The 22,045-nt window shown below is 54.9% G+C and carries 20 protein-coding genes; 13 read left to right on the forward strand and 7 right to left on the reverse strand.

What is annotated here, in order from left to right; genetic code table 11:
• Window positions 1-34: 34 nt before the first annotated feature.
• Entirely contained in the window at window positions 35-1,150 is a 1,116-nt protein-coding gene (locus ACI7RC_RS08205; protein WP_408107751.1) for a type III polyketide synthase, read from the forward strand.
• Window positions 1,151-1,152: 2 nt separating this feature from the next.
• The gene (locus ACI7RC_RS08210) at window positions 1,153-1,656 is read left to right on the forward strand and encodes an isoprenylcysteine carboxyl methyltransferase family protein (protein WP_408107752.1); all 504 of its coding nucleotides are present in this window, start codon (window positions 1,153-1,155) and stop codon (window positions 1,654-1,656) included.
• A gap of 403 nt (window positions 1,657-2,059) precedes the next feature.
• Here ACI7RC_RS08210 and ACI7RC_RS08215 read toward each other — a convergent pair whose 3' ends face one another.
• Window positions 2,060-2,494, reverse strand: coding sequence for an Hsp20/alpha crystallin family protein (locus ACI7RC_RS08215; protein ID WP_408107753.1), 435 nt, complete (start codon window positions 2,492-2,494; stop codon window positions 2,060-2,062).
• 174 nt (window positions 2,495-2,668) lie between these two features.
• Here ACI7RC_RS08215 and ACI7RC_RS08220 point away from each other — a divergent pair, with 174 nt between their 5' ends.
• Together ACI7RC_RS08220 and ACI7RC_RS08225 are read left to right on the forward strand one after the other, a co-directional pair.
• Window positions 2,669-3,085 carry a hypothetical protein gene (locus ACI7RC_RS08220; RefSeq protein WP_408107754.1) on the forward strand — a complete coding sequence of 139 codons (417 nt, stop codon included), beginning with the start codon at window positions 2,669-2,671 and terminating at the stop codon, window positions 3,083-3,085.
• A gap of 157 nt (window positions 3,086-3,242) precedes the next feature.
• Window positions 3,243-4,379 carry a cation:proton antiporter gene (locus ACI7RC_RS08225; RefSeq protein ID WP_408107755.1) on the forward strand — a complete coding sequence of 379 codons (1,137 nt, stop codon included), beginning with the start codon at window positions 3,243-3,245 and terminating at the stop codon, window positions 4,377-4,379.
• A 51-nt stretch (window positions 4,380-4,430) separates the two neighbouring features.
• On the opposite strand, the gene ACI7RC_RS08230 is transcribed toward ACI7RC_RS08225, so the two are convergent.
• The 4 genes from ACI7RC_RS08230 to ACI7RC_RS08245 are packed head-to-tail and all read right to left on the reverse strand — an operon-like array spanning window position 4,431 to window position 8,721.
• Window positions 4,431-4,610, reverse strand: a complete 180-nt coding sequence (locus tag ACI7RC_RS08230; protein ID WP_408107756.1) for a hypothetical protein — start codon at window positions 4,608-4,610, stop codon at window positions 4,431-4,433.
• A 13-nt stretch (window positions 4,611-4,623) separates the two neighbouring features.
• On the reverse strand, window positions 4,624-5,874 hold the full coding sequence (locus ACI7RC_RS08235) for a Ger(x)C family spore germination protein (RefSeq protein ID WP_408107757.1): 1,251 nt from the start codon (window positions 5,872-5,874) through the stop codon (window positions 4,624-4,626).
• On the reverse strand, window positions 5,871-6,959 hold the full coding sequence (locus ACI7RC_RS08240) for a GerAB/ArcD/ProY family transporter (protein WP_408107758.1): 1,089 nt from the start codon (window positions 6,957-6,959) through the stop codon (window positions 5,871-5,873). Before ACI7RC_RS08240 ends, ACI7RC_RS08235 begins: the two co-directional genes overlap by 4 nt.
• Window positions 6,952-8,721 carry a spore germination protein gene (locus ACI7RC_RS08245; protein WP_408107759.1) on the reverse strand — a complete coding sequence of 590 codons (1,770 nt, stop codon included), beginning with the start codon at window positions 8,719-8,721 and terminating at the stop codon, window positions 6,952-6,954. Before ACI7RC_RS08245 ends, ACI7RC_RS08240 begins: the two co-directional genes overlap by 8 nt.
• Window positions 8,722-9,030: 309 nt before the next feature.
• Between ACI7RC_RS08245 and ACI7RC_RS08250 the strand changes: the two genes are divergently transcribed.
• A complete protein-coding gene (locus tag ACI7RC_RS08250; RefSeq protein ID WP_408107760.1) occupies window positions 9,031-9,201 on the forward strand; it encodes a hypothetical protein in 171 nt (56 codons plus the stop codon).
• A 52-nt stretch (window positions 9,202-9,253) separates the two neighbouring features.
• Here the strand turns inward: ACI7RC_RS08250 and ACI7RC_RS08255 are convergent, their stop codons facing one another.
• Window positions 9,254-10,378 carry a M20 family metallopeptidase gene (locus ACI7RC_RS08255; RefSeq protein WP_408107761.1) on the reverse strand — a complete coding sequence of 375 codons (1,125 nt, stop codon included), beginning with the start codon at window positions 10,376-10,378 and terminating at the stop codon, window positions 9,254-9,256.
• A 15-nt stretch (window positions 10,379-10,393) separates the two neighbouring features.
• A complete protein-coding gene (locus ACI7RC_RS08260; protein WP_408107762.1) occupies window positions 10,394-11,707 on the reverse strand; it encodes an amidohydrolase in 1,314 nt (437 codons plus the stop codon).
• Between the two features lie 219 nt (window positions 11,708-11,926).
• Here ACI7RC_RS08260 and ACI7RC_RS08265 point away from each other — a divergent pair, with 219 nt between their 5' ends.
• The 8 genes from ACI7RC_RS08265 to ACI7RC_RS08300 all read left to right on the forward strand — a co-directional run bounded on the left by ACI7RC_RS08265 (window position 11,927) and on the right by ACI7RC_RS08300 (window position 21,991).
• Window positions 11,927-13,279: a M20 family metallopeptidase gene (locus ACI7RC_RS08265; protein ID WP_408107763.1), complete on the forward strand. Its 1,353-nt coding sequence runs from the start codon at window positions 11,927-11,929 to the stop codon at window positions 13,277-13,279.
• Window positions 13,280-13,294: 15 nt separating this feature from the next.
• Window positions 13,295-14,482, forward strand: coding sequence for a M20 metallopeptidase family protein (locus ACI7RC_RS08270; protein ID WP_408107764.1), 1,188 nt, complete (start codon window positions 13,295-13,297; stop codon window positions 14,480-14,482).
• Window positions 14,479-16,056 carry an ABC transporter substrate-binding protein gene (locus ACI7RC_RS08275; RefSeq protein ID WP_408107765.1) on the forward strand — a complete coding sequence of 526 codons (1,578 nt, stop codon included), beginning with the start codon at window positions 14,479-14,481 and terminating at the stop codon, window positions 16,054-16,056. The genes ACI7RC_RS08270 and ACI7RC_RS08275 overlap by 4 nt, the downstream gene beginning before the upstream one ends.
• Window positions 16,057-16,137: 81 nt before the next feature.
• Window positions 16,138-17,055 (forward strand): ABC transporter permease, encoded by a 918-nt coding sequence (locus ACI7RC_RS08280; RefSeq protein ID WP_408107766.1) that lies wholly within the window; start codon window positions 16,138-16,140, stop codon window positions 17,053-17,055.
• 44 nt (window positions 17,056-17,099) lie between these two features.
• Window positions 17,100-18,026, forward strand: a complete 927-nt coding sequence (locus ACI7RC_RS08285; RefSeq protein ID WP_408107767.1) for an ABC transporter permease — start codon at window positions 17,100-17,102, stop codon at window positions 18,024-18,026.
• 13 nt (window positions 18,027-18,039) lie between these two features.
• Entirely contained in the window at window positions 18,040-19,056 is a 1,017-nt protein-coding gene (locus ACI7RC_RS08290) for an ABC transporter ATP-binding protein (protein ID WP_408107768.1), read from the forward strand.
• Entirely contained in the window at window positions 19,019-20,032 is a 1,014-nt protein-coding gene (locus ACI7RC_RS08295; RefSeq protein WP_408107769.1) for an ABC transporter ATP-binding protein, read from the forward strand. Before ACI7RC_RS08290 ends, ACI7RC_RS08295 begins: the two co-directional genes overlap by 38 nt.
• A 123-nt stretch (window positions 20,033-20,155) precedes the next feature.
• A complete protein-coding gene (locus ACI7RC_RS08300; protein ID WP_408107770.1) occupies window positions 20,156-21,991 on the forward strand; it encodes an adenine deaminase in 1,836 nt (611 codons plus the stop codon).
• Window positions 21,992-22,045: the final 54 nt, after the last annotated feature.

A 22,045-nucleotide genomic window follows, 5' to 3' on the forward strand; every position in this document is an offset into this window, starting at 1 on the left:
TCTGCGGCACGACCAATGAATGGATTTTTTTCCAATGGGCACACTTACATTGATTTTGCTTGAACGGGAGTGTTATGTGATGCCCTATATTCTTTCTGTCGGTACGGCCGTTCCTCCGTTTCAAGTCGACCAGGAGGAATCGATGAGGATGACCCGCCAATTATTCGGCGGAGCTTACTCCGACATCGACCGGCTGTTGACCGTGTTCGCCAACAGCAGCATCCGCAAACGCCACTTTTCCGTACCCTCGGACTGGTTTCAAACCGATCACACTGTAGGCGAGAAAAACCGGTTATACGTGGAATCCGCCTGTCGGCTCGGGACCCAAGCGATTCAAAATTGCCTCCATAAACTCCCCCTTTCCGCGGCGGAAATTGATTGTTTGATCTTTGTATCCAGTACCGGTTTTGCCACTCCCAGCATCGATGCCAGGATCGTCAACCTTCTGGATATGAAAGAACACGTCACTCGCATTCCGATTTGGGGATTGGGTTGTGCGGCTGGAGCGATGGGAGTGTCACGGGCATTTGAGTACGTCAGGGCCTTTCCCGAAACAATGGTGCTGCTGTTGGCTGTTGAGCTATGCGGCCTTACCTTTGTCAAAAACGACCTTTCCAAAAGCAACCTGGTCGCGACCTCGCTCTTCGCCGACGGGGCCGCTGCCGTACTGATCGCCGGCGACGCCTGTGTGGACAGCTTGTCCCTCAAGCCGTTGGCAAAAATCGTCGACCGCATTACCACCACCTGGAAGAATTCTCTTGACGTGATGGGCTGGGACGTCACAGATGACGGGCTCAGGGTGATCTTTTCCCGCGACATTCCCACGCTGATCAGACAGCGAATACGGGCCAATGTGGACGGCTTTCTCGAAAGAACCGGCAAGAGCCTGACCGATATCTCCCGGTACATTCCGCACCCCGGAGGTCCAAAAGTGCTGTCCGCCTACCGGGAAGTGCTCGGTTTGCGGCCCGTCCATACCAGCCTTGCGGAAGAAGTGCTGGCGGAATTCGGCAACATGTCCTCCGCCACGGTCCTGTTTGTTCTGGAAAAAAGCTTGGAGCAGCAGTGGACGCGGGGCGAATACGGACTGGTCACGGCACTCGGCCCGGGGTTTAGTTCCGAACTCATCCTGCTGGAGTCGGGGAGGTAGCCATGTCGCTATTTTTTGTCTCCATCCTGCTGATCGTCGTTGTCCAAAGGCTGTTGGAACTCTGGCTGGCCCGCCGCAATGCGGCTTTTATACGCTCGCGTGGCGGGTACGAAATAGGAGCGGACCACTACAGATACCTCGTTGGCCTGCACGTGTTGTTTTTTCTTAGTCTCACAGCCGAAGTCGGTCTCGCCGGCCGCCCGCTGGCTGACTGGTGGTGGGCGCCGTTTTCCTTCTTTGCAGCCGCCCAGCTGCTCCGTTACTGGTGTATCCGCAGTCTTGGGCCTTTTTGGAATACGCGCATTTATATCCTGCCGGGTGCCAAACGGGTGACTCGGGGCCCCTACCGTTACCTTCGCCATCCCAATTATTTGGTGGTCGGCATCGAGCTGCTTACCCTGCCGCTTACCTTTTCGGCTTACTTTACAGCCGTTCTGTTTACGCTAGCCAACTGCTGGCTGCTCCTCGCTGTCAGGATCCCCCTTGAGGAGGACGGGTTGTCCTGAACGATTTTGGCTCCGCCAATTGTCGATTTTTCCCCCTTCATGTACAATAGGGCTAATGTACAGGCAAGGGGGACGTAAAATTGGGCAGTACCTCGGTTATCGTATTGACATTGCTCATGACTGCTGCCATGATCGGCATTATGGTCGTCTTGATTACGAAAGCTTATTCCCGAAAAGACGACTGATTTTCCTGTATTCTTATCGCCTTGCTTGGCTTTTGGCTGCTTCGCCTTTTTGGGCATGCTAATGTGTGACAACCAAAAAGGAGTGGTATCATGTCAAAGCACAACGGCGTCAAAAATGAACAAGGCAGAAAGGAAAATCCCTCCCAAACACGCGCTTCCACGACCTTGAGCAAGGAAGAAGCCGCCCTAAAGAGAAAAGAGCCCTAAGCGGCTCTTTTTTAGTGAAACTCCAAATCAATTTTTCGCTTTGTCGGCGACTGCTCTTTCGGCATCCGCACTTCCAGCACGCCGTTGCGGTAAGTGGCTTTGATACCCTCTGTCGAGACACGGGCCGGCAGGGTTACCGAACGCGCAAACCGCCCAACAAAACGCTCGCTGCGATGCATCTGGTCGTCTTTTGCCTCATGGGTCCGCTCGACGGTTCCGGAGATGTGCAGGACATTGTTTTCTACGTCTATGTTGACGTCCTCTTTCTTCTCTAGCCCGGGGATTTCACAGGATGCGACTACCTCGTTCTCTGTTTCGTACAGATCCATTTTGGGTACGCCCATCTCCCGATCGTACCCAAATCCCAGCGGATAGGGAAACAACCGGTCAAATTCGCGTCTCATCGTTTCGAAATGGCGAAAAGGCTCGTACGGCACTAAAGCCATCAATATCCCTCCTGTCAAGATGTAACAAGGTTATCTTGCGCAGCCGGATACCCATTATGCACCGGGAACTCGACACTTTTCGGCAAAAAAAACACCTTTATGGATATGGGAACCAATTTCTATGTTATAATCTTCTCTGTCAGATTTTAGCCCATTTCTAGTAGGTGATTGCACGTGCCGGCGTTTGTCAAAATTCTTACAATATTATTGGCGGCTTTTGCCTTTTTGCTCTCATTTGCCGTACCCGTTTTATTGCTGTTCGGATTTCTTTGGATAGCGGGCATTCTGTTTCCAAACCTGGCCGATAATACCGAAGTACAAGACCTGATGATCCTTGCCATCTCTTCCACAATCTTTTTATTCTTTTACGAAGTGATCGGGGAACCTGTCGTCAAAAGCGTCTTGCAGCGGTTTGACATCCCGGTCCGCCTGAAATTGATCCCCGAGATCCTCTTCGGAACGATGACAATCTACAGTTCAGCCCGTCTTTGGACACCGCATCTTACCTTTGCGCTCTCTGCCGCATTGTTTGTCGGGACACTGGATGTTACAGTCGGTTATTTTCTGGAAAATCTCTACGAAAAAAAGTGACTTCGCGTGCTCTCATCATCTACTGGCTAATTGGTTGAAGGGGGGATTGAAAACGCTTTAAGGGTTTCTGACGGAATCATTCGAAGCGAGTGAAGCAACATAGTGAGAGGACACTCGCGGTTCAGCCATTGTATTTCATGAAGGAGGGAACAAATACGTGCTACTGGAATTAATCATCATTCTTATCGCTGCCAAAGTCGCGGGTAATCTTAGCCTGCGGTTTGGACAACCTTCCGTTTTAGGCCAATTGATCGCCGGAATTATCATTGGTCCCTCTTTGTTAGGTTGGGTACATAACACAGAGGTTTTGAAGGAATTGAGCAGTCTCGGTGTGATCCTGCTGATGTTCATCGCCGGGATGGAGACCAATCTCCAGGAGTTCAAAGCCAGTGCCAAAGCCTCTACCTATGTTGGACTCAGTGGAATTATCGTCCCTTTGGTGGGGGGATACTTTTCCGCGCTTCTGATGGGATTGACGCAATTTGAATCGGCGCTCTTCGGCCTGGTCCTGTCGGCAACCAGCGTCAGTATCTCCGTCCAGACGCTGCGGGAGCTGGATCGCCTGAAAACGAAGGAAGGCATGGCAATACTTGGTGCCGCCGTATTGGATGATATCGTCGTAATCGTGCTGCTCGCCTTTACGATGAGTATTCTCGGCGGTGACGTAAGCATCACGACAGTCCTGCTGAAAATGCTGGTATTCTTCGTTGTCGGTATCTTCGCAGCCTGGAAGCTTGTCCCGTGGATTTTGCGAAAATTTTCCCATACCAATATCCCTCAAGGCATGACCGTCCTGGCCGTCATCATCTGCCTTGCCTTCGCTTACTTTGCCGAAGAGACGGGCATCTCCGACATCATCGGGGCGTATCTGGCGGGAATCGCGATATCCAGAACAGAATTCCAGGAAAAGATCATGGAACGGGTGGAAGTGCTCAGTTATTCCCTCTTCGTCCCCATCTTCTTTATCAGCATTGGGCTGAGTACAGAAATCGGCGGGCTGGATTCTCTTTGGCTCATCTTGCCGTTTGGAGTGTTAGCCATCATGTCGAAATGGATCGGAGGCGGCTTGGGAGCAAAACTGGCAGGGTTCTCCTGGAGCAGTTCCTCCAGAGTGGGCGCGGGCATGATCTCCCGGGGAGAAGTCGCCCTCATCCTGGCCTCATTGGGACTGGAGAGGGGATTCTTCTCTCCTGCCTTGTTCTCGATTCTCGTCATGGTTGTGCTGATCACGACCATCGTGACGCCGCCGATCCTAAAGATCCTGTTTCAGGACAAAAAGAAATTTGCCCAGTGAATAAGACGCGAAAGAGAGCACAACAAACGTGCTCTCTTCTTTTTTTAGCGCTCAACTGAAACCGCGCAGCAGCACCCAGACGGTTAAAGCAAATGACAAACCGCCGATGATATATGCGCCAAAGGCTCCGACAGGCAGCTTTCTCTTCCCCAGCCAGCGGCCAAAATTGATTGTATAAACCAGGATTCCTAGCGGTACAAGCGCTTCGATGATAAAAATGGCAATATGCATGCTTCACACATCCTTACCTAGGCAAAACGGGGCGCAACTGACTGCCTATTCTTCTGATCTCGACCTTTACGTCCACGTCCACGATCGCGTTTTTGAGTGCGTTCCTGCGATCAAAATGTTCTATCTCCGCAAATGTGGCAAACTGTCCCCGGGAGCGCGAGAGAATCCCGAACGGCTCGCACTGGTAGGTATGGAATACCTTGTTCATCAGCTCTTCCTGCCGTTTTTCCAGCTCCTTGCCGACCTGTTTCTCCAGCAGAGACATATTTTTGGGAGTCGTGTAGTTCACTTCGCTGTGGACGCCGATCAGCGTAGCTTCCAGCTTTTCGCTGAGGTGGATCCGAATCGGATTTGCCTTTAGATCCACCTGCAGCTTTGGCGGCCTGGCGTGTTTCAACTCCAAGGAGACAAGTTCTTTTTTTCTAAGGGGGTCGGTAAAGTGAAACTTGATCGGTGGCATTTCCCCCCGAATCATTGTCAGCATTCTTGACTCTTTCGTATCCAGCATTGCTACCAGCTTGTCCGCACTGAACAAGGCAGTCCCGGCAAAATCGACGGGATTCCCTCCCTCACGTGCAATCTCTCCGGCTACAAACGCCATCTTCTTGTCCTTGGGGATGCTTTTTTCATCCTTTGCCGCCTCCTTGTTGACGGCAATGATACTGACGACGGGATCGTCGGTTGTGGTCTCCAGCATGTAGAGAAAGGTGTGCAAGGTGGCAGGAAATGCCTGTCCGGTACTCTTCATCACAGCGTTAATCGATTGGGTTAAACGGTGAACGGACTGTTCCAGTATCGGCTTGTCCATGAGCAGCAGTTCCCTTACCTGCCCTTTGGCGATGGAAACCGTAATCGTCCGGCGAAATTCACGGTAGCGGCTAAGGGGCCGCAAATGCTTGATCAACCCTTTCCTGGCCAAAGATTCGCTAAACACAAAATTGGACATGTGGCTGAAGTCGAGTCGGCGCTCGATATTCGTTTGCAGCAGGGTAATCGCTTCAATTATCGATTTGGCCCTGACGGTAACCGGCTTCGCTCCGCTTAACACTTCCTCGCCGCTTCCGCCGCTCGTTCCTTCCTGGCCTGCCAGCTTTCGCGGAATGGAAACGCGTATCGATACGTCGATCTGGTTATCCGGTGCTTCATCGATGCCGACGGCTGCGACAAACGCCACTTCTTCCAGTTCAACTTTGTCATAGCACCCGCCGAGCAATAGCGGCATCAATGCAATAACCGGGACAAGGCAAAGCACCTTTGAATTCATCTTGGAGAAGCCCTCCTCCGCCTGTAAGGCTTGCGCAGCCTGACCCACAGCAGCAAAGCGGCAGGCAGGACAATTACCGCAAACCAACTCCAATTTATGACAAAGTGAATGTACCAGCTTAACGTCTCCGGAAAGTTTTTCGGAAAAAAGGCCAGCACGTAAACCATTAGCATGATCGCCGGGATGAGCGGCCGATTTACCGGCATCTTGCACAGGATTGCGACCAGATAGGAAGTGATCCAGATGTCAATGGCCGTCTTGATCAAGGCCATGGAGATCCAGATGAAGACATACCCGGATTCCAGGCGCTGGATAAACCTCCCGATTCTCGCCAGCCTGCCCAACTGGTACATCGGATACGGGCTCTCCAAAGCAGATTCATACGGGAACACCATTAAAAAAACAAGCGTTACTAAAGCATATAAGAAGCCAATGATAATCAGGCTCCAGTACCCGACTGCTTTGCTGTCCCGCGAATCTTGCAGGAGCGGAGACAAAATCACCAGCAGCAAAATATTGTTAAATTGCCCTGTTGTGACAAGGCTGTAGCTAAGCACGTCAGGAATGCCACGGCCCCAAAGCGGCAGCAGGTAATAAGGCCGATACCAGTTCCAGTTCAGCAGCAGCAGCGAAATGACTCCGACAATAGCAACTGGAAAGAAAATCCAGGAGATGCGAGATAAGCCTTCAACCCCCTTGTACGCACAGTAAAATGTCACCAGGACAAAGGGGATGAGGACAAACGACAGCGGCGACTGCGGCAGGACCGTTGTCACCACTGTTTCCGTAAAGAGTCTGGTTTCAATCCCTGCATCTGCAACCAGAAAAATAATGATCAATAGCAGGATGGGAACCCGCAGCCAGCCTGTCTTCAGCGGTTGATTGGTGTTCGAATCGGTAAGCACCGGCGCGATGATCGCCCAGATCACCATGCAAATCAACATGGCGATGATCGGCGTCATCCAGGCAGCCGTACCGGCATGTTCCGCAAACTGCTGGGGATCGGTCAGAAAAATGTCCGCGATCCCGCTGATCGTTACCAACGCGAATAGCTCTACCTTGCCAAGATGGCCTGTCTTAATCATCCTGATCGCGCCCCTCTTCCATGTCTGACCGAGCTTCCCTGGAGTCGTGCACGGTAGGATCCCAGATACGGGTAATCGTTTTTTCCCGGCGTTCTTTTCCTGTGTAGAGCGGCCGCGGCCGATGTGTCTCCTTATACGGCTCTACCCTTACCATCGTATCGCCGACAGGCGGTTTGAACGGGGACACTGGAGACAAGATGGGAACGCCAAACGACTTGGAGCAGGCCCACTGCATCAGCAGGGCAATCACTCCCAGGGTAATGCCGTAAAATCCCCAAAAAGATGCCATGAGGACAAAGCCAAATCTAAGCACCCTGATCCCGAGGGCAAAGCCTGTATTGGGCATGGTAAATGTAGCGAGAGTGGTAATCGCTACGACGATGACCAACAACGGGGAGACAACCCTAGCCTGAACGGCAGCTTCGCCCAGAATCAACGCCCCGACGATGCCGATCGTCGGTCCAATCACGTTGGGGATCCGGATCCCCGCCTCCAGGATCAGTTCAATGGCGAACTCCATCATGATCACCTCTAGGATCAGCGGAAACGGCACCTTTTCTCTGGCGGCGGCGATGGCCAGCATCAAATCAGTCGGAATCATCTCCGGATGGTAATTGGCGATCGCGATGTACTGGGCCGGCAGCAGCAAAGCTATGATCAAGGCGAGGACGCGCCCCACCCGGATGATGCTGGCGACAGGAGAGCGCGTGTAGTAATCTTCCGACGTCTGCATCATGGACCAGATCATCGTCGGCATGATCAAGGCAAATGAACTTTGCCCGACAAACACCGCGACAAACCCTTCCGCCAAAGAGGCTGCCACCCGGTCCGGCCGCTCCGTAGAGGTCATTTTTGGGATCAGCAGGGCGGTGCGGTCTTCGATGTACTGTTCCAACACGCCGCTGTCCTGCAGGAAATCAGCCTTGATTGCGTTGATGCGCCGCTTCACTTCGCTGACCAATTTGGGATTGGCAATGCCTTTTACGTACATGATCGCCACATCGGTCGGCGCCAGCTTTCCCACCTGTGTCATTTCCGTGATCAAGTGTTCCGTCCTCAGCCGCGAACGGACAAGACCCGTATTGGTTCGCAGATTTTCCGTAAAGGCATCGTGCGGACCGCGGATGGCTGCCTCTGCCTTGGAATCGGAGACGTTGCGGTGTTCCCAGCCCTTTGTCTCAACCACAAACGCTACGTCAACGCCGTCTACAAACACTGCGGTTGAGCCCGCCAAAATATTTTTCTTCACGTCCTCCCATCTCTCGTACTGCATCACTTGATTGCCGGGCAAAAGGGTATTTTTGACCATCTGAAAACGGGACTTGTCCAGCTTTTCTTCGGGAAGCGCGGCCAGCATCATGAGCGGCTCCAGAATGTTGTTATTGATCACCTTGCTGTCTACGAGTCCTTCTGTAAAAACGATCATCGCCTCGATCGGCGGTTGAAGCGGGATCCAAAAATCGCGAACGACGATGTCCGAGTTTTTCGGCAAATAAAAGTCTCTTTCAATCCTTTTCTTGTTGAGGGCGATCTCGGAGAAGACCTGCTGGGAATCCAGGCTTCTGGTGTCCGGCTTTTTCTGCAGCTCGCGAATGGTTTTGATGCGTTTTTTGTTCCCCTGCTTTTTCTCTTCTGGAGGAACCCTGAGTTCTTCGTTCGAGTATTTCTGAGCCTCGTCATTGGAGGGCGTCAAGTAAAAATCTTCGTCCAGAATCGTATCATCAACGGTGAACAATCTGCCAATCTTCGACCAAAAAGACACTCGCCGTTCTTCCTTTCCCTCTGCTCGTTTGATTGTAGAATTTGCCAATTGTCCGTTCCTTATGCAACAAAAAAAGCAGCCGACTCCTATTGCACAAGGTCGGCTGGCTATTTCACAGACAGACAATCAATCGAGGTGGCCCTTATACTAGTCATATGAACAAAACCTGCCGAAGGGCACTGTAAATCCAGGATTGTTCAAAAAGACGCCAAGATTTCTTCACCGTTCGTTAACAAACATTCGCACATGATTAACATTTTGCCCTCATAATAGTAAGTGGAACGACAGAATGAAGAAAGGGTCGATAATATGCGTACGTACAAGTTCCTATTTGAGACCAAGTCAAAACAGTGGATTGAAACCATCAAGGCCAATAGCATGTTTGATGCAGCCTCGAAAGCAAAGGAACTGGCCATCAGCAAATCGCAGGCGTTGGCAGCCCGCATCCAATTTTCGTTCTACCACATCAAAGCTGTTTAATATAGAGCCGCCTGCCCCCTCGCTCCCATTTACGGGAGCTTTTTTCATTCTCTCATAACCTCGTGAGCAGCTTGGCGAACAGGGCCGCCCTGACCGGGAGCTGATCGATCAGCACATGCTCGTATTCCGCATGCGGTCCGTCGCCGACGGCCCCCAGTCCATCCAGCGTTGGAATTCCCAGAGCAGAAGTGAAGTTCCCGTCGCTCCCCCCTCCGACCGCCGTTTCCGTCAAAGCAAACCCCAGCTCCTTGGCCGCTTCTTGCGCCAGGTTGAACAGCCGCTCCGTACCCTCCGTTCGCTCCATCGGCGGCCGTTCGATTCCGCCTTCCACCGTCATGATGATGCCTTCTCGGTGCGGTTTGGCTGCCGTGACGAGACTGCTGATCCGCTCTGCTTCAGCCAAGCTGGTCACCCGCAGATCGACGTGCAGCTCCGCCTGTTCGGCGACGACGTTGACGCGATTTCCCCCGTGTGCGATTCCAACGTTCAGGGTCGTGCCTTTTGAGTAGTCCGTCAAGCTGTGCAAAAACAAGATTTGACGGGCCATTTCATCGACGGCGCTAATCCCGTCTTCGTGGTGGTTGCCGGCGTGCGAGGCTCTGCCTTTGAGCTTGATCGTAAAATTGCCGACGCCTTTGCGGGCGGTCTTCAGCGCTCCGGTCTCGGCGACCGCCGGTTCGGGAACCAATACAGCCCGGCTTTTTAAGGCTTCCTGTTCGATCAGCTCCCGCGATGTGCCGCTGCCGATCTCCTCGTCGCTGGTGCAGAGAAAGACAACTTTATGCTTCAACGGGATGCCCAGGTCGCGGCAAGCCTTCAGCGCCCAGAGGGATTGGATAATGCCGCCTTTCATGTCGAAGATCCCCGGCCCGTAGGCTTTGTTGCCCTCTACGCGGTAATTCAGGCGGCCGACATCCCAAACCGTATCAAAGTGGGTGGTAATCAGGATCTGCGAGTCTCCCTCGCCGTAAGCAAAGCGGAGATGATTCCCTGTCTTCGTCTGCGGGATGACCTCATCGTCCACACCGAGACGAGATTGGAAGAGAGATTGCAAGACGGTCCCGCAGCGGTCCACTTGCTCCTTGACGTTCGAAGGCGATTCCGCCTTTACCACGGTTTCCAGGTCGGCTAATATATGCTGCTGATTTTCCTGCAAATAGCTTAAAATGTCCGCCATCTTTTCCACATCCTCCTATGCTTTTTTTTGCAGCTCACCGGCGTGAAGGGCACAGTAAGCCAGCGTTTTTACTGCGATTTTCAAGACCTGCTCGTCAATGTCGAACTTTTCGTTGTGATGACCGGCAGCCAATGTCGTGCCGAAGACGAGATAAGCGGCCAGCCCGCCGTGTTCCTGTACCCGGTTGATGAAGTATGTCGCATCTTCCGAGCCGCCGGATTGATGCCGATCCACGATCGTTTGGACTTCCTCCACTTTTTCGGCTTGGGAGCGAATAAAGGGGATCAGCTGCGTGCTGGAGACGGCACTGCCCGCCTTGCCGACGATCTCCACCTTCTCTGAAACCCCGTACATGGCGGCTGCACCCCTGATCACTTGCATCGCCTGCTCCAATATGTAGTCGTTAATCTCGTCTGTGTCGCCCCGGGTCTCCAGCTTGAATGAGGCAAGATTGGGGATGACATTGCGGCCGCTGCCTGCGTTCAGCACACCGACATTGATACGGGACGCCCCTGCTCCGTGCCGGGAAATGGCGTGCAGGTTAAGCACAGCCGCTGCCGCTGCGAGCAGGGCATTTTTCCCTTCCTCCGGCTTGCTCCCGGCATGTGACGCGACACCTGTATACTCCACATCCAGTTTTGTCGTCGCCAGGTATCCTTCCGACCCGCAGACCACGCTGCCAAGAGGGATCCCGCAGCCGACGTGGGCAGCAAAGAAGATGTCCACATCCTCTGCCACTCCAGCCTCCACCATCGCCTTGGCCCCCCTGACCCCCTCCTCGGCGGGCTGAAAGATGAGTTTGATCCGGCCGCTGAGCTCATCTTTGAGCTGCATCAGCAGCCGGGCCAGCCCCAATCCGATTGCGGTATGGGCATCGTGGCCGCAGGCGTGCATCATTCTGGCATTGACCGAGCGAAATCCCTCGGCGCTCGGAACGTGGGACAGATCGGTCGACTCGACGATATCCAAGGCGTCCATGTCGACGCGAAAAGCCACCGTTGGCCCTGGCCGGCCTGTCTCCAAAGTCCCGACGACGCCGGTAAACCCGCCTGACAGGTACGGCAGCCATTCAACCTCCGCGCCCTGCGAAATAGCCCGCTGCTCCTGCTCGGCCAGGAAATCTTGCGGAGGCACACCCATCCTGGCTTCTCCCTTTACGACCTCCGCTCCTGCCTTTACATGGTACCCCCATTCGTGCAGCATTGCCGCCACTTTGCTTGCCGTGCGGAACTCCACCCATCCCGACTCCGCGTGCTTGTGAAAGTCCCGCCTCCACTCGATCAGCGCGGGATACAGCTGGTCTGTCAGTTGTTCAATGTTTCTCGACATAACGAAATACTCCTTCTTTGCCTGACGTTTTTCCATATGGGAATATTTACGGAAATGTTCTCTATATCAAAAAAAATTCGGCCATCCTTCTCCTTTTTCCTCCTCGTATTTTGCAAGAGTTGTATTTTATATTCAAATTTTCAAAATTGACATTGTTTTCAGTGTAATTTATAGTTTTGAGTAAGCCTTTCGGAATATTTCCCAAAAGGGAGGGATCCCATGCAAGACATTTTTGCTTACATCGAACAGAATCAGGAAACGTACATCAAGTGGCTGCAAGAGCTCTGCCGCCAGCCGAGCGTCGCCGCCCAGAACCGCGGAATGAAGGAGACTGCCGTCATGGTGGAGCGCATGATTCGAGATACGGGCGGCGAAGCCAGGCAGATTGAGACATCCGGTTATCCGGTCGTCTACGGCCAGTTTGCCGGAAGCGGAAAGAGGACCCTCTCTTTTTACAACCACTACGACGTACAGCCGGAAGACCCGCTTGAATTGTGGGATTCTCCCCCGTTTGCCGCCGAGATCAGAGACGGTCGGATGTACGCCCGCGGCGTCGCTGACAATAAGGGCAACCTGATCGCCCGGCTGGCGGCTGTGCACGCTTACCTGCAGGTGCGCGGCAACCTGCCGATCGACGTCAAATTTATCGTCGAAGGCGAAGAGGAAATCGGGAGTGTCTGTCTGCCGGAATTTGTGGACAACCACCGCGAGCTGCTGCAAGCTGATGGGTGCCTCTGGGAGTTCGGTTATAAAAACGCCGACGGCCGGCCGCAGGTCAGTCTCGGCGTAAAAGGGATGTGCTACGTGGAACTGGTCTGCCGCGGCGCCAACACCGATCTGCATTCCGCCAATGCGGCGATCATCGAGAACCCCGCATGGCGCCTTTTGTGGGCGTTATCCACACTGAAAACTCCAGACGAACACATCCAGATAAAAGGGTTTTACGATAAAGTGGCAGAGTTGTCCGAGCACGACAACGAACTGCTGCAAAACATGATCTACGACGAGGCGAACACGCTGGAAAAGCTTGGCCTCAAATCGTTCCTGCTGAATCTGTCCGGCATTCCGCTAAAAGAAAAGTTGATCTTCCAGCCTACCTGTACCATATGCGGCATCGAATCGGGGTATACCGGTCCCGGCTCCAAGACCGTGCTGCCATCGGAAGCCCGCGTCAAACTGGATTTCCGCCTCGTCCCGGACCAGGACCCGCACGAAATCCTGCATTTGCTGCGCCGGCATCTGGACGAGAGGGGCTTCGCTGACATTGAGCTGGAGTCCTTTTCGCTGGAACACCCTGCACGCACCCCGCTTGACAACCCGTTGACCCGGGCAGTTGTCGACACCGCCAGACAGGTTTACGGGCTGGAACCCACCATCATGCCGATGTCGCCCGGCACCGGACCCATGTACATACTCTGCCAAAGCCTCGGCATCCCCGCAGTCTCAGTCGGAGTCGGCCATTTTGCATCCAACAATCACGCTCCGAATGAAAATATCATCATCGAAGACTACATCCAGGGAATCAAGCACATCGCTGCCATCATCGAGGGCTTCGCCCATCAACCGCAGTGAACAGGGGGATGAACATTGGAGCAGATCTTGGACAAAGCGAGAGCATTAGCGGATGAAATCACCCTTTGGCGGCGCGATTTTCATCAGCATCCCGAACTTGCCTTTCAAGAGACACGCACATCGCAGATCGTCGCTGACCATCTGACTAAGCTCGGGCTGGAGGTAAAACGCGGGGTAGGGCGCACCGGCGTCGTCGGCGTACTCCGCGGATCGGCTCCCGGACCGACGATTGGCCTTCGGGCCGATATGGACGCCCTGCCGATTCAGGATCAGAAGACCGTCCCGTACAAGTCCGGCATCCCGGGCAAAATGCACGCCTGCGGCCACGACGCCCACACCAGCATCCTGATGGGAGCAGCCAAGCTGCTCACCCGCCACTTCCGCCCCGAGCAGGGAAACATCGTCTTCGTCTTCCAGCCTGCGGAGGAAGATCAGGGCGGCGCCCAGGAAATGATCAATGACGGCTTATTGCGCGACTTTCAGATCGAGGCCATGGCCGGCTTGCACGTCTTTCCCGGCGTTCCCGTCGGCCAGATCACGGCGGTGCGGGGCGTCGGCTGCGCGGCGGCTGACACGCTGCGGATCAAGGTGATCGGCAACAGCGGCCACGCCGCCCGCCCACACCAAGCGATCGATGCGATCACTGCGACAGCCGAGGTGATATCCGCCCTGCAGCACATTCCCAGCCGCTTCGTCGACCCGCTCGATCCGGTCGTGATCACGATCGGCAAGATTCACGGCGGAACCGCCTCGAACGTCATCGCTGCCGAAGTGGAACTGCTCGGAACCGTCAGAACGCTCAACCCCAAGCTTCGCGAGCAAATGCCGAAGCTGATCGAGCAGGTCGTGGGCGGCGTGACTGGAGCGCTCGGGGCTTCGTACGAACTTGCTTACGAGTTTGGCTACCCTTCTGTCATCAATGACGACCAGATGGTAGACCTGGCGCTCAGGACCGCTGATCGGCTGCTGGGCGAAGGCAGCTCCAAAATCGTCGAACCTTCCATGGGCGGCGAAGACTTCTCCTACTACACCCATCACGTGCCGGGCGTCTTCTTCCGCCTGGGAGTGGGCAATCCGGAGAAAAACGCCGTCTATCCGCTGCACCATCCCATGTTCGATCTTGACGAAGAAGCGCTTCCCATCGGCGCTGCACTGCTGTCCGCGATGGCACTTGACTTTACCAAAAGGGGGATCACATCGTGAAACGTTTGGCATCAATCGGATTGGCAGTAATTCTGGCGCTGTCCGGGCTGCTCGCCGGCTGTACGAGCACTTCGGCGCCGCAGACGACGACAGAGCAGCCGCCAGCACAGACCGGCGGCGATACGGCATCGTCAGGCGAAAAAGTACTGACAGTCGCGAGCGGGAACGACATCGAATCGTTTGACATTCACAACCACAACAACACCTCAACCGAAGCTGTCCACGTCAACATGTTCAACTACCTGGTGAAGAAAGACCGAAACCAGCAAATCCAGCCTGACCTTGCGGTTTCGTGGGAAAACACGGATCCGACCACCTGGCGCTTCAAGCTGCGGGAAGGGGTCAAATTCCACAATGGCGATCCGTTTACAGCCGCTGACGTCAAATTCACGCTGGAGCGGGCAGCCAGAGACAATACGCTCCTGGAGTACGGCAACTACAAACAGATCAAAGAGGTAAAAATCGTCGACGACCACACTGTCGACATCATAACGGACGGACCGCAGCCCGTGATGCTCAACCGGCTCTCCCGGCTCGGTTCCGGGATGCTTCCCTCCAAGTACATCCAGGAAAAAGGCTGGGATGAATTTCTGAACAAACCGGTCGGCACAGGTCCCTACAAGTTCTCTGAATGGAAGAAGGCTGACCGCTTGATCCTGGTGAAAAACGACGATTACTTCGGAGACAAGCCCAAGTGGGACAAGCTGATCTTCCGCGCTATTCCGGAGGATTCGACCCGCGTCGCCGAGCTCTTGACCGGAGGCGTCGACCTGGCTGTCAACATCCCTCCGACCGACATGCAGCGCATCGACGACAACCAAGGCACCCACACAGCATCCGGCCCGACGCAGCGGGTTATGCAGTTGACCTTGCGCTTGACCGATGGAAAGGTGACAGCCAACCCCAAGGTCAGGGAAGCCATCGAACTGGCGATCGACAAGCAGGCGATCGTCGACAACCTCCTCGGCGGCGGCGCAACCATCACCCGTACGCGCGTCACACCAGGCAACTTCGGGGCGGATCCCGACTTGTACGGAAAACAGCTGTACGATCCTGAGCGCGCCAAGCAGCTGCTGGCGGAAGCAGGCTATCCAAACGGGATTGAGGTCGCGATGAGCTCGCCGAGCGGCCGTTACCTGAAAGACAAGGAGACTGCCGAACTGATCGCGGCGATGCTGGGAGAGGTAGGCATCAAGGTAAAGCTGGAATTTTTGGAATGGAGCAAATTCAACGAGAAGTACAAGGGCAAAACCTTCGGTGAAATATTCATGATCGCGTATGCCAACTCCATGTTCGACGGTTCGCTGGCATTTGACCGGATCTACAGCGAACGGGCTAAAGGAGAGAGCGATTACACCAACCCGGAGGTAGACAAGCTGCTCGATGAAGCAGAAACCAACATGAACCCGGAAGAGCGGACGAAGCAATACCAAAAGGTACAGCAGATCGTCGCGGAAGACCGCCCGGTGATCTATCTGTTCCAGACCAACGCCAACTTCGGGGTGAGCGATCGGATCAATTTTGAACCTCGCCTGGATGAAATGCTGTTCGCCGATGAAATCACGCTAAAATAGGATTTTCTCCGAAACAAAAGGGGGTCTCTATCTCTATGGTGAGACCCCTCTTCATTCCAAGCATCCTGTGGAGGTGAAACCGTGAGGCAGTATATCGTCAAAGCGCTCCTGCAGTTTATCCCGGTCATGTTTCTGATCACCCTGATCGTCTTCTTCCTGGTACATGTGACAGGCGATCCGGTATCGTTGATGCTCTCCGACACGGCAACAGACGAGGACCGCGAAATTCTTACCAAAGCACTTGGCTTGGACCAGCCGATGTACATCCAGTACTTCAAGTTTATGGGCAATCTCCTGCAGGGAGATTTCGGCACGTCGTTTCGCTACAATCAGCCCGCACTGCCGATCGTCTTGGAGCGGCTGCCTGCCAGCTTTGAATTAGCCATCGCCGCAATGCTCGTCGCGACCGTCATCTCCATCCCTCTGGGCATTTGGTCGGCAACCAAGCGCAACTCCGTGCTGGACGTGTTTGTCACCGGCGGTGCCGTTTTGGGAAAAGCGATGCCCAGTTTCTGGCTAGGGATTATGCTGATTCTGCTGTTTGCCGTAAAATGGAAAACCCTGCCTGTGTCTGGCCACGGTTCCTTCAAGCACCTGATCCTGCCGGCCATCACTCTCGGCACCGGCATTGCCGCCGAGATGACCCGTTTAATCCGCTCCAGCCTGCTGGAGATATTGGGACAAGACTACATTCGCACTGCCCGTAGCAAGGGACTGGTGGAGATGCTGGTCATCTACAAGCACGCTTTTCGCAACTCGCTCATCCCCGTCGTCACGATCATGGCCCTGCAGACCTCCGTTTTGATCGGCGGCACGCTGATCACCGAAACGATCTTCTCCTGGCCCGGCATGGGGCAGCTGATCATTCAAGCGGTAAATACCCGCGACATGGCCATCGTCCAGGCTGCTGTCTTCGTCATCGCCCTGCTGGTCATCATCAGCAATCTGTTGGCCGATCTGCTCTACCGCTTCCTCGATCCGCGGATCAAGTACAACTAGATGCGTATCTTTTCAACAGAAGAATAATCCGGAGGTGAACCCCTATGTCTGCATCATTGGAAACGCCTGCCGCTTCCGTCCCCATGCAGCAGACGAACAGACGGGCCGGCAAGCTGCGCCGCGGGATCCGTTCCTTGCTGAAGAGCAAAACAGGTACGCTCGGCATGTTGATCATCGTGATCTTCACCTTCATGGCCCTCTTCGCCGGTCAGCTCGCCCCGCAGGATCCGGCCAAGCAGAATGTGGCCCTGCGTTTGAAGCCGCCCATGTGGCTGGAAGGGGGAAAAGCCGACTTTCCGCTCGGGACTGACAATTTGGGCCGCGATATCCTCAGCCGAATCATCTACGGCTCTCAAGTATCGCTATTGGTCGGCATCTGTTCCGTGATCATCGCCGGGCTGATCGGCGTGCTGTTGGGACTGGTCTCAGGCTACTTCGGCGGCTGGATCGACATGGTGATCATGCGAATCGTCGATGCCTTTTTGGCAATCCCCAATATTTTGTTTACCCTCGTCATACTGTCTGTACTGGGTCCCGGTCTGGTCACCCTGATCCTGGTGCTGGGCATCACCAATTGGACCAACTACGCCCGCATCGTCCGCGGGGAAGTCTTAAGCATCAAGGAGCGCGATTTCGTCCGCGCGGCCCGCTCGGTAGGAGCCCGCGATGCCCGGATTATCTTCACGCACATCCTGCCCAATGTCGCCTCCTCGTTTATCGTCATCTCGACCTTGAGCGTGGCGACCACGATCATCCTGGAGGCATCGCTGAGCTTCCTCGGCCTGGGGATTCAGCCGCCTACCGTATCGTGGGGCGGAATGCTCAGCGATGGCAGGGATTACGTCGCGACCAGCTGGTGGATTGCCACATTTCCGGGCTTGGCGATTACCCTGACCGTCCTGGGGATCATTTTCCTCGGCGACTGGCTGCGCGACGTGCTGGATCCGCGCATGAAGCAAAAGGCAAAGTAGCGAGGTGGGACAAGTGGAAGCAAAACTGCTCGAGGTAAAAAACCTGCATACCCATTTTAAGACAGAAGAAGGGGTTGTCCCATCGGTCAATGGCGTGTCCTTTTCCGTATCCCGGGGAGAGACGCTCGCAATCGTCGGGGAGTCCGGCTGCGGCAAGAGCGTCACCTCCCTGTCGATCATGGGACTGGTCTCCCCGCCGGGTGAAATCGCCCGCGGCGAGATCCTGTTTGAGGGGCAAAATCTGGTAACTCTTGGAAAAAGATCGATGCGCAAGCTGAGAGGCAACAAGATCTCGATGATTTTTCAGGAGCCGATGACGTCGCTCAATCCGGTCTTTACGATCGGCAACCAGATCGGCGAAGTATTCCGGCAGCACCAGAGTCTGAGCAAGCAGCAAGCAAGAGAGCGAAGCGTGGAAATGCTGGAGCGGGTCGGAATCCCGCGGCCGGAAAAAATCGTCGACAGCTTTCCCCATCAACTGTCCGGAGGCATGCGGCAGCGGGTGATGATCGCCATGGCCCTCGCCTGCCACCCCGCTCTGCTCATCGCCGACGAACCAACCACGGCCCTGGATGTAACGATCCAGGCGCAGATTCTGGAATTGATGAAGCAGTTGAACAAGGAACGGGACACCGGCGTGATCCTAATCACCCACGACCTGGGCGTCGTCGCGGAGATGGCCGACCGGGTAGCGGTGATGTACGCTGGCGAGATCGTGGAAGAAGCTGATGTTTTTGAACTGTTTGCCCGGCCAAAGCACCCCTACACGAGGGGGCTGCTCGGATCGCTGCCCAAGCTGGACGAACAGCGCGAGGAGCTGGACTCCATCTCCGGGACGGTGCCAAATCCGCTCGATATGCCCGCCGGCTGCTCGTTTCACCCCCGCTGCCCGCTGGCCGGCGAAGAGTGCACAAAGCAAAAGCCGCAATTGACCAAAGTGGGTTCCGGCCACTTGGCCCGCTGTTTCTATGCTGAGGAGGGAGGAATACGCTATGGAACCAACCAGAGAGTCAGCTCAGCCTCTCCTTGAAGTCAAAGGGTTAAAAAAGTACTTTCCGTACAAGCAGGGGCCTTTCTCCCGCCAGGTCGGCTACGTACGAGCGGTCGACGGGCTGGATTTTGCCGTATACCGCGGCGAGACGCTAGGCATCGTCGGGGAATCGGGCTGCGGCAAATCAACAGCAGGCCAGCTCATCATGCAGCTGTTGGAGCCGACAGAAGGGGAAATCTGGTTTGAAGGACGAAATTTGTCAGCCCTATCGAAGGAAGAGGTGCGCAGGGCCCGCCGCGATCTGCAAATCATCTTTCAGGACCCCTACTCTTCGCTCAATCCCCGCATGAGAGTGGCGGACATCATAGCGGAGCCGTTGAAAGTGCACGGCCTGCACAAGGGGGCGGAGCTGACGCAAAGAGTCGCGGAGCTGCTTCACCTCGTCGGTCTAGGCGAGCACCACCTGCATCGCCACCCCCACGAATTTTCCGGCGGCCAAAGGCAGCGGATCGGCATTGCCCGGGCGCTTGCCCTTAATCCTAAACTGATCATCTGCGACGAGCCGGTCTCTGCATTGGATGTGTCGATCCAATCGCAAATTCTCAATCTATTAAAGAAGCTGCAAAAAGAGCTTCAGCTCACCTACATCTTCATCGCCCACGGACTGCCGGCCGTCAAACATATCAGCGACCGCATCGCCGTCATGTACCTGGGCAAGATCGTAGAGCTGGCCGATCGCGACTCTCTCTTTGCAAGTCCGCTGCACCCGTACACCCGGGCCCTGCTCAACGCTGTTCCCGTACCTGATCCGACGAAGCGAAAAGAGCGGATCATCCTGCAGGGAGATTTGCCCAATCCAGCCAATCCGCCTGCCGGATGCCATTTTCACACCCGCTGCCCGCATGCCCAGGAGATCTGCCGCAGCAAACCTCCTGTTCTGCAGTCTCACGCTGACGGGCACCTGGTGTCATGCCACTTCCCATTACTTGAAAAGGCGCCTGTCGAAACCGCATAAATCTGAGACCGGGGCCAAAGGCGCCCCGTTTTTTTGACGGTTTTTGCAAAAAGAGAACTAGTTTCTTCTCTATCATTTGTGTAACATAGAACGTAAATTTATTTTCAAAGGTGGAATCATGAAATGACTCAAGCGGCAGCCACATTTGCACGACCTCAACTGGCGGATTGTATTCCTGATCTGGTAGCTTTTGCAAGAGGAGAGAAAAAAGCTACCCTCTATATCCGCAATGGCACCCTGGTAAATGTGGTATCTGGCGAAATTCTGCCCCATACCTCCGTAGCTGTAGTCGGCACCCGCATCGCTTATGTCGGTCCTGATGCCCCAGAAATGATCGGGGAGACAACGCAAGTCATAGACGCCGAAGGCAAGTACATCGCACCCGGCCTGTTGGACGGACACTGCCATATTGAAAGCAGCATGCTATCGGTTACGCAATTTGCCAATGCGGTGCTTCCGCTCGGAACGACAGGCGGCTTTTTCGATGCCCATGAGATATCCAACGTTCTCGGACTGCCCGGCCTGCGGATTATGCTGGACGAAGCCAGACAAACACCGATGGCCGCCTACATGCAAGTAGCTTCCTGCGTTCCGTCAACCAATTCCATGTTTGAAACCTCAGGGGCGGAATTCGGGCCGGCAGAGGTAGCCGAGGCGCTGACTTGGGGACCTGATATGATCGCATTGGGAGAGGTGATGAACTTCCCCGGGGTGGTATACGGCGATCCGAAAATGATTGGAGAGATTCAAGCGACGCTGCGAGCGGGTAGAGTCGTCGACGGCCACTACACCTGGCCTGTGGGTGATCCGAGACTGGCCGCCTATGCTGCTGCAGGGGTATCCGGCGACCACGAATGCGTCACAGCGGAAGATGTCGCAGCCCGCGTAAGGCTGGGGATGTATGCCAAAATGCGCCGCGGTTCGGCCTGGCACGACGTTGCCGCCACCATCAAAGCGCATACCGAGCAGGGCCTTGATTCACGCCGGATGCTGCTTGTGTCCGATGACCGGATCTGCGATTCCTTGAAAGAGGAAGGGCACATGAATTTTATCGTCAGACACGCGATTTCACAGGGAGTCAAGCCTGTGACCGCCTTCCAGATGGCGACGATCAACACCGCCGAGCGGTTCGGCGTCGCAAGAGACGTAGGTTCCGTGACACCGGGAACGATCGCCGACATCATCTTGCTGGACGGCAACCTGGCCGATGTAAACGTCGTGATGACGATTGCCCGCGGCGATGTGGTAGCGAAGAACGGCAAGATGACGATTGATCTGGCTCCTTTCCCCTACCCCGATTACGCTGTCAACTCCGTGAAGATTGCGAAGACACTTGCCCCTTCCGACTTCGAGATCAAGACGCCGATTCAGTCGGGCACGATCAAGACGCGCGTAGCTGAAGTGAGGGAAAACCACGTAGAGACGGAAGAAACATTCATCGATGTAGCTGTCCGGGAAGGCAAGCTGCAAGTAACGCCGGAAAGCACTCTGTGCAAGATGGCCCTGTTCGAGCGACACGGGAAAACAGGCGGCTCGGCTATCGGCATCGTCGGCAACGTCGGGTTCCATCAACCAGCGGCCATCGCCATGACCGTTGCCCACGACAGCCACAACCTGCTTGTCATCGGCAATGATGATGTGCTCATGGCCAAAGCGGCCAATTCGGTCATTGAGATGCAGGGCGGCATCGCCGTTGCTGCCCAGGACAGCGATCTGGTGAAACTGCCGCTGCGCCTCGCCGGCCTGATGTCGACAGAGCCTTATGAGACGGTCGTCAACCAATCACAGGAGATCAGCCAGGCCTTGGTGAAAGCGGGCTGCACGATGAACTACGCCTTTATGACGCTCTCGCTGCTGGCACTGGTCGTCATCCCGACCCTGCATATCTCTGATACGGGATTGATCCGCATTTCCGATGCCGGGTTTGAAAAGGTTTCGCTTTTTGTAGATGAAGCGTAATCGCGGTTGTTCCGGGTTACACGTCAGTTATCGGGGCTTTCCTGCAAGTCTGCA

Source organism: Brevibacillus sp. B_LB10_24 (genome assembly GCF_046036945.1).
Lineage (GTDB): Bacteria > Bacillota > Bacilli > Brevibacillales > Brevibacillaceae > Brevibacillus_C.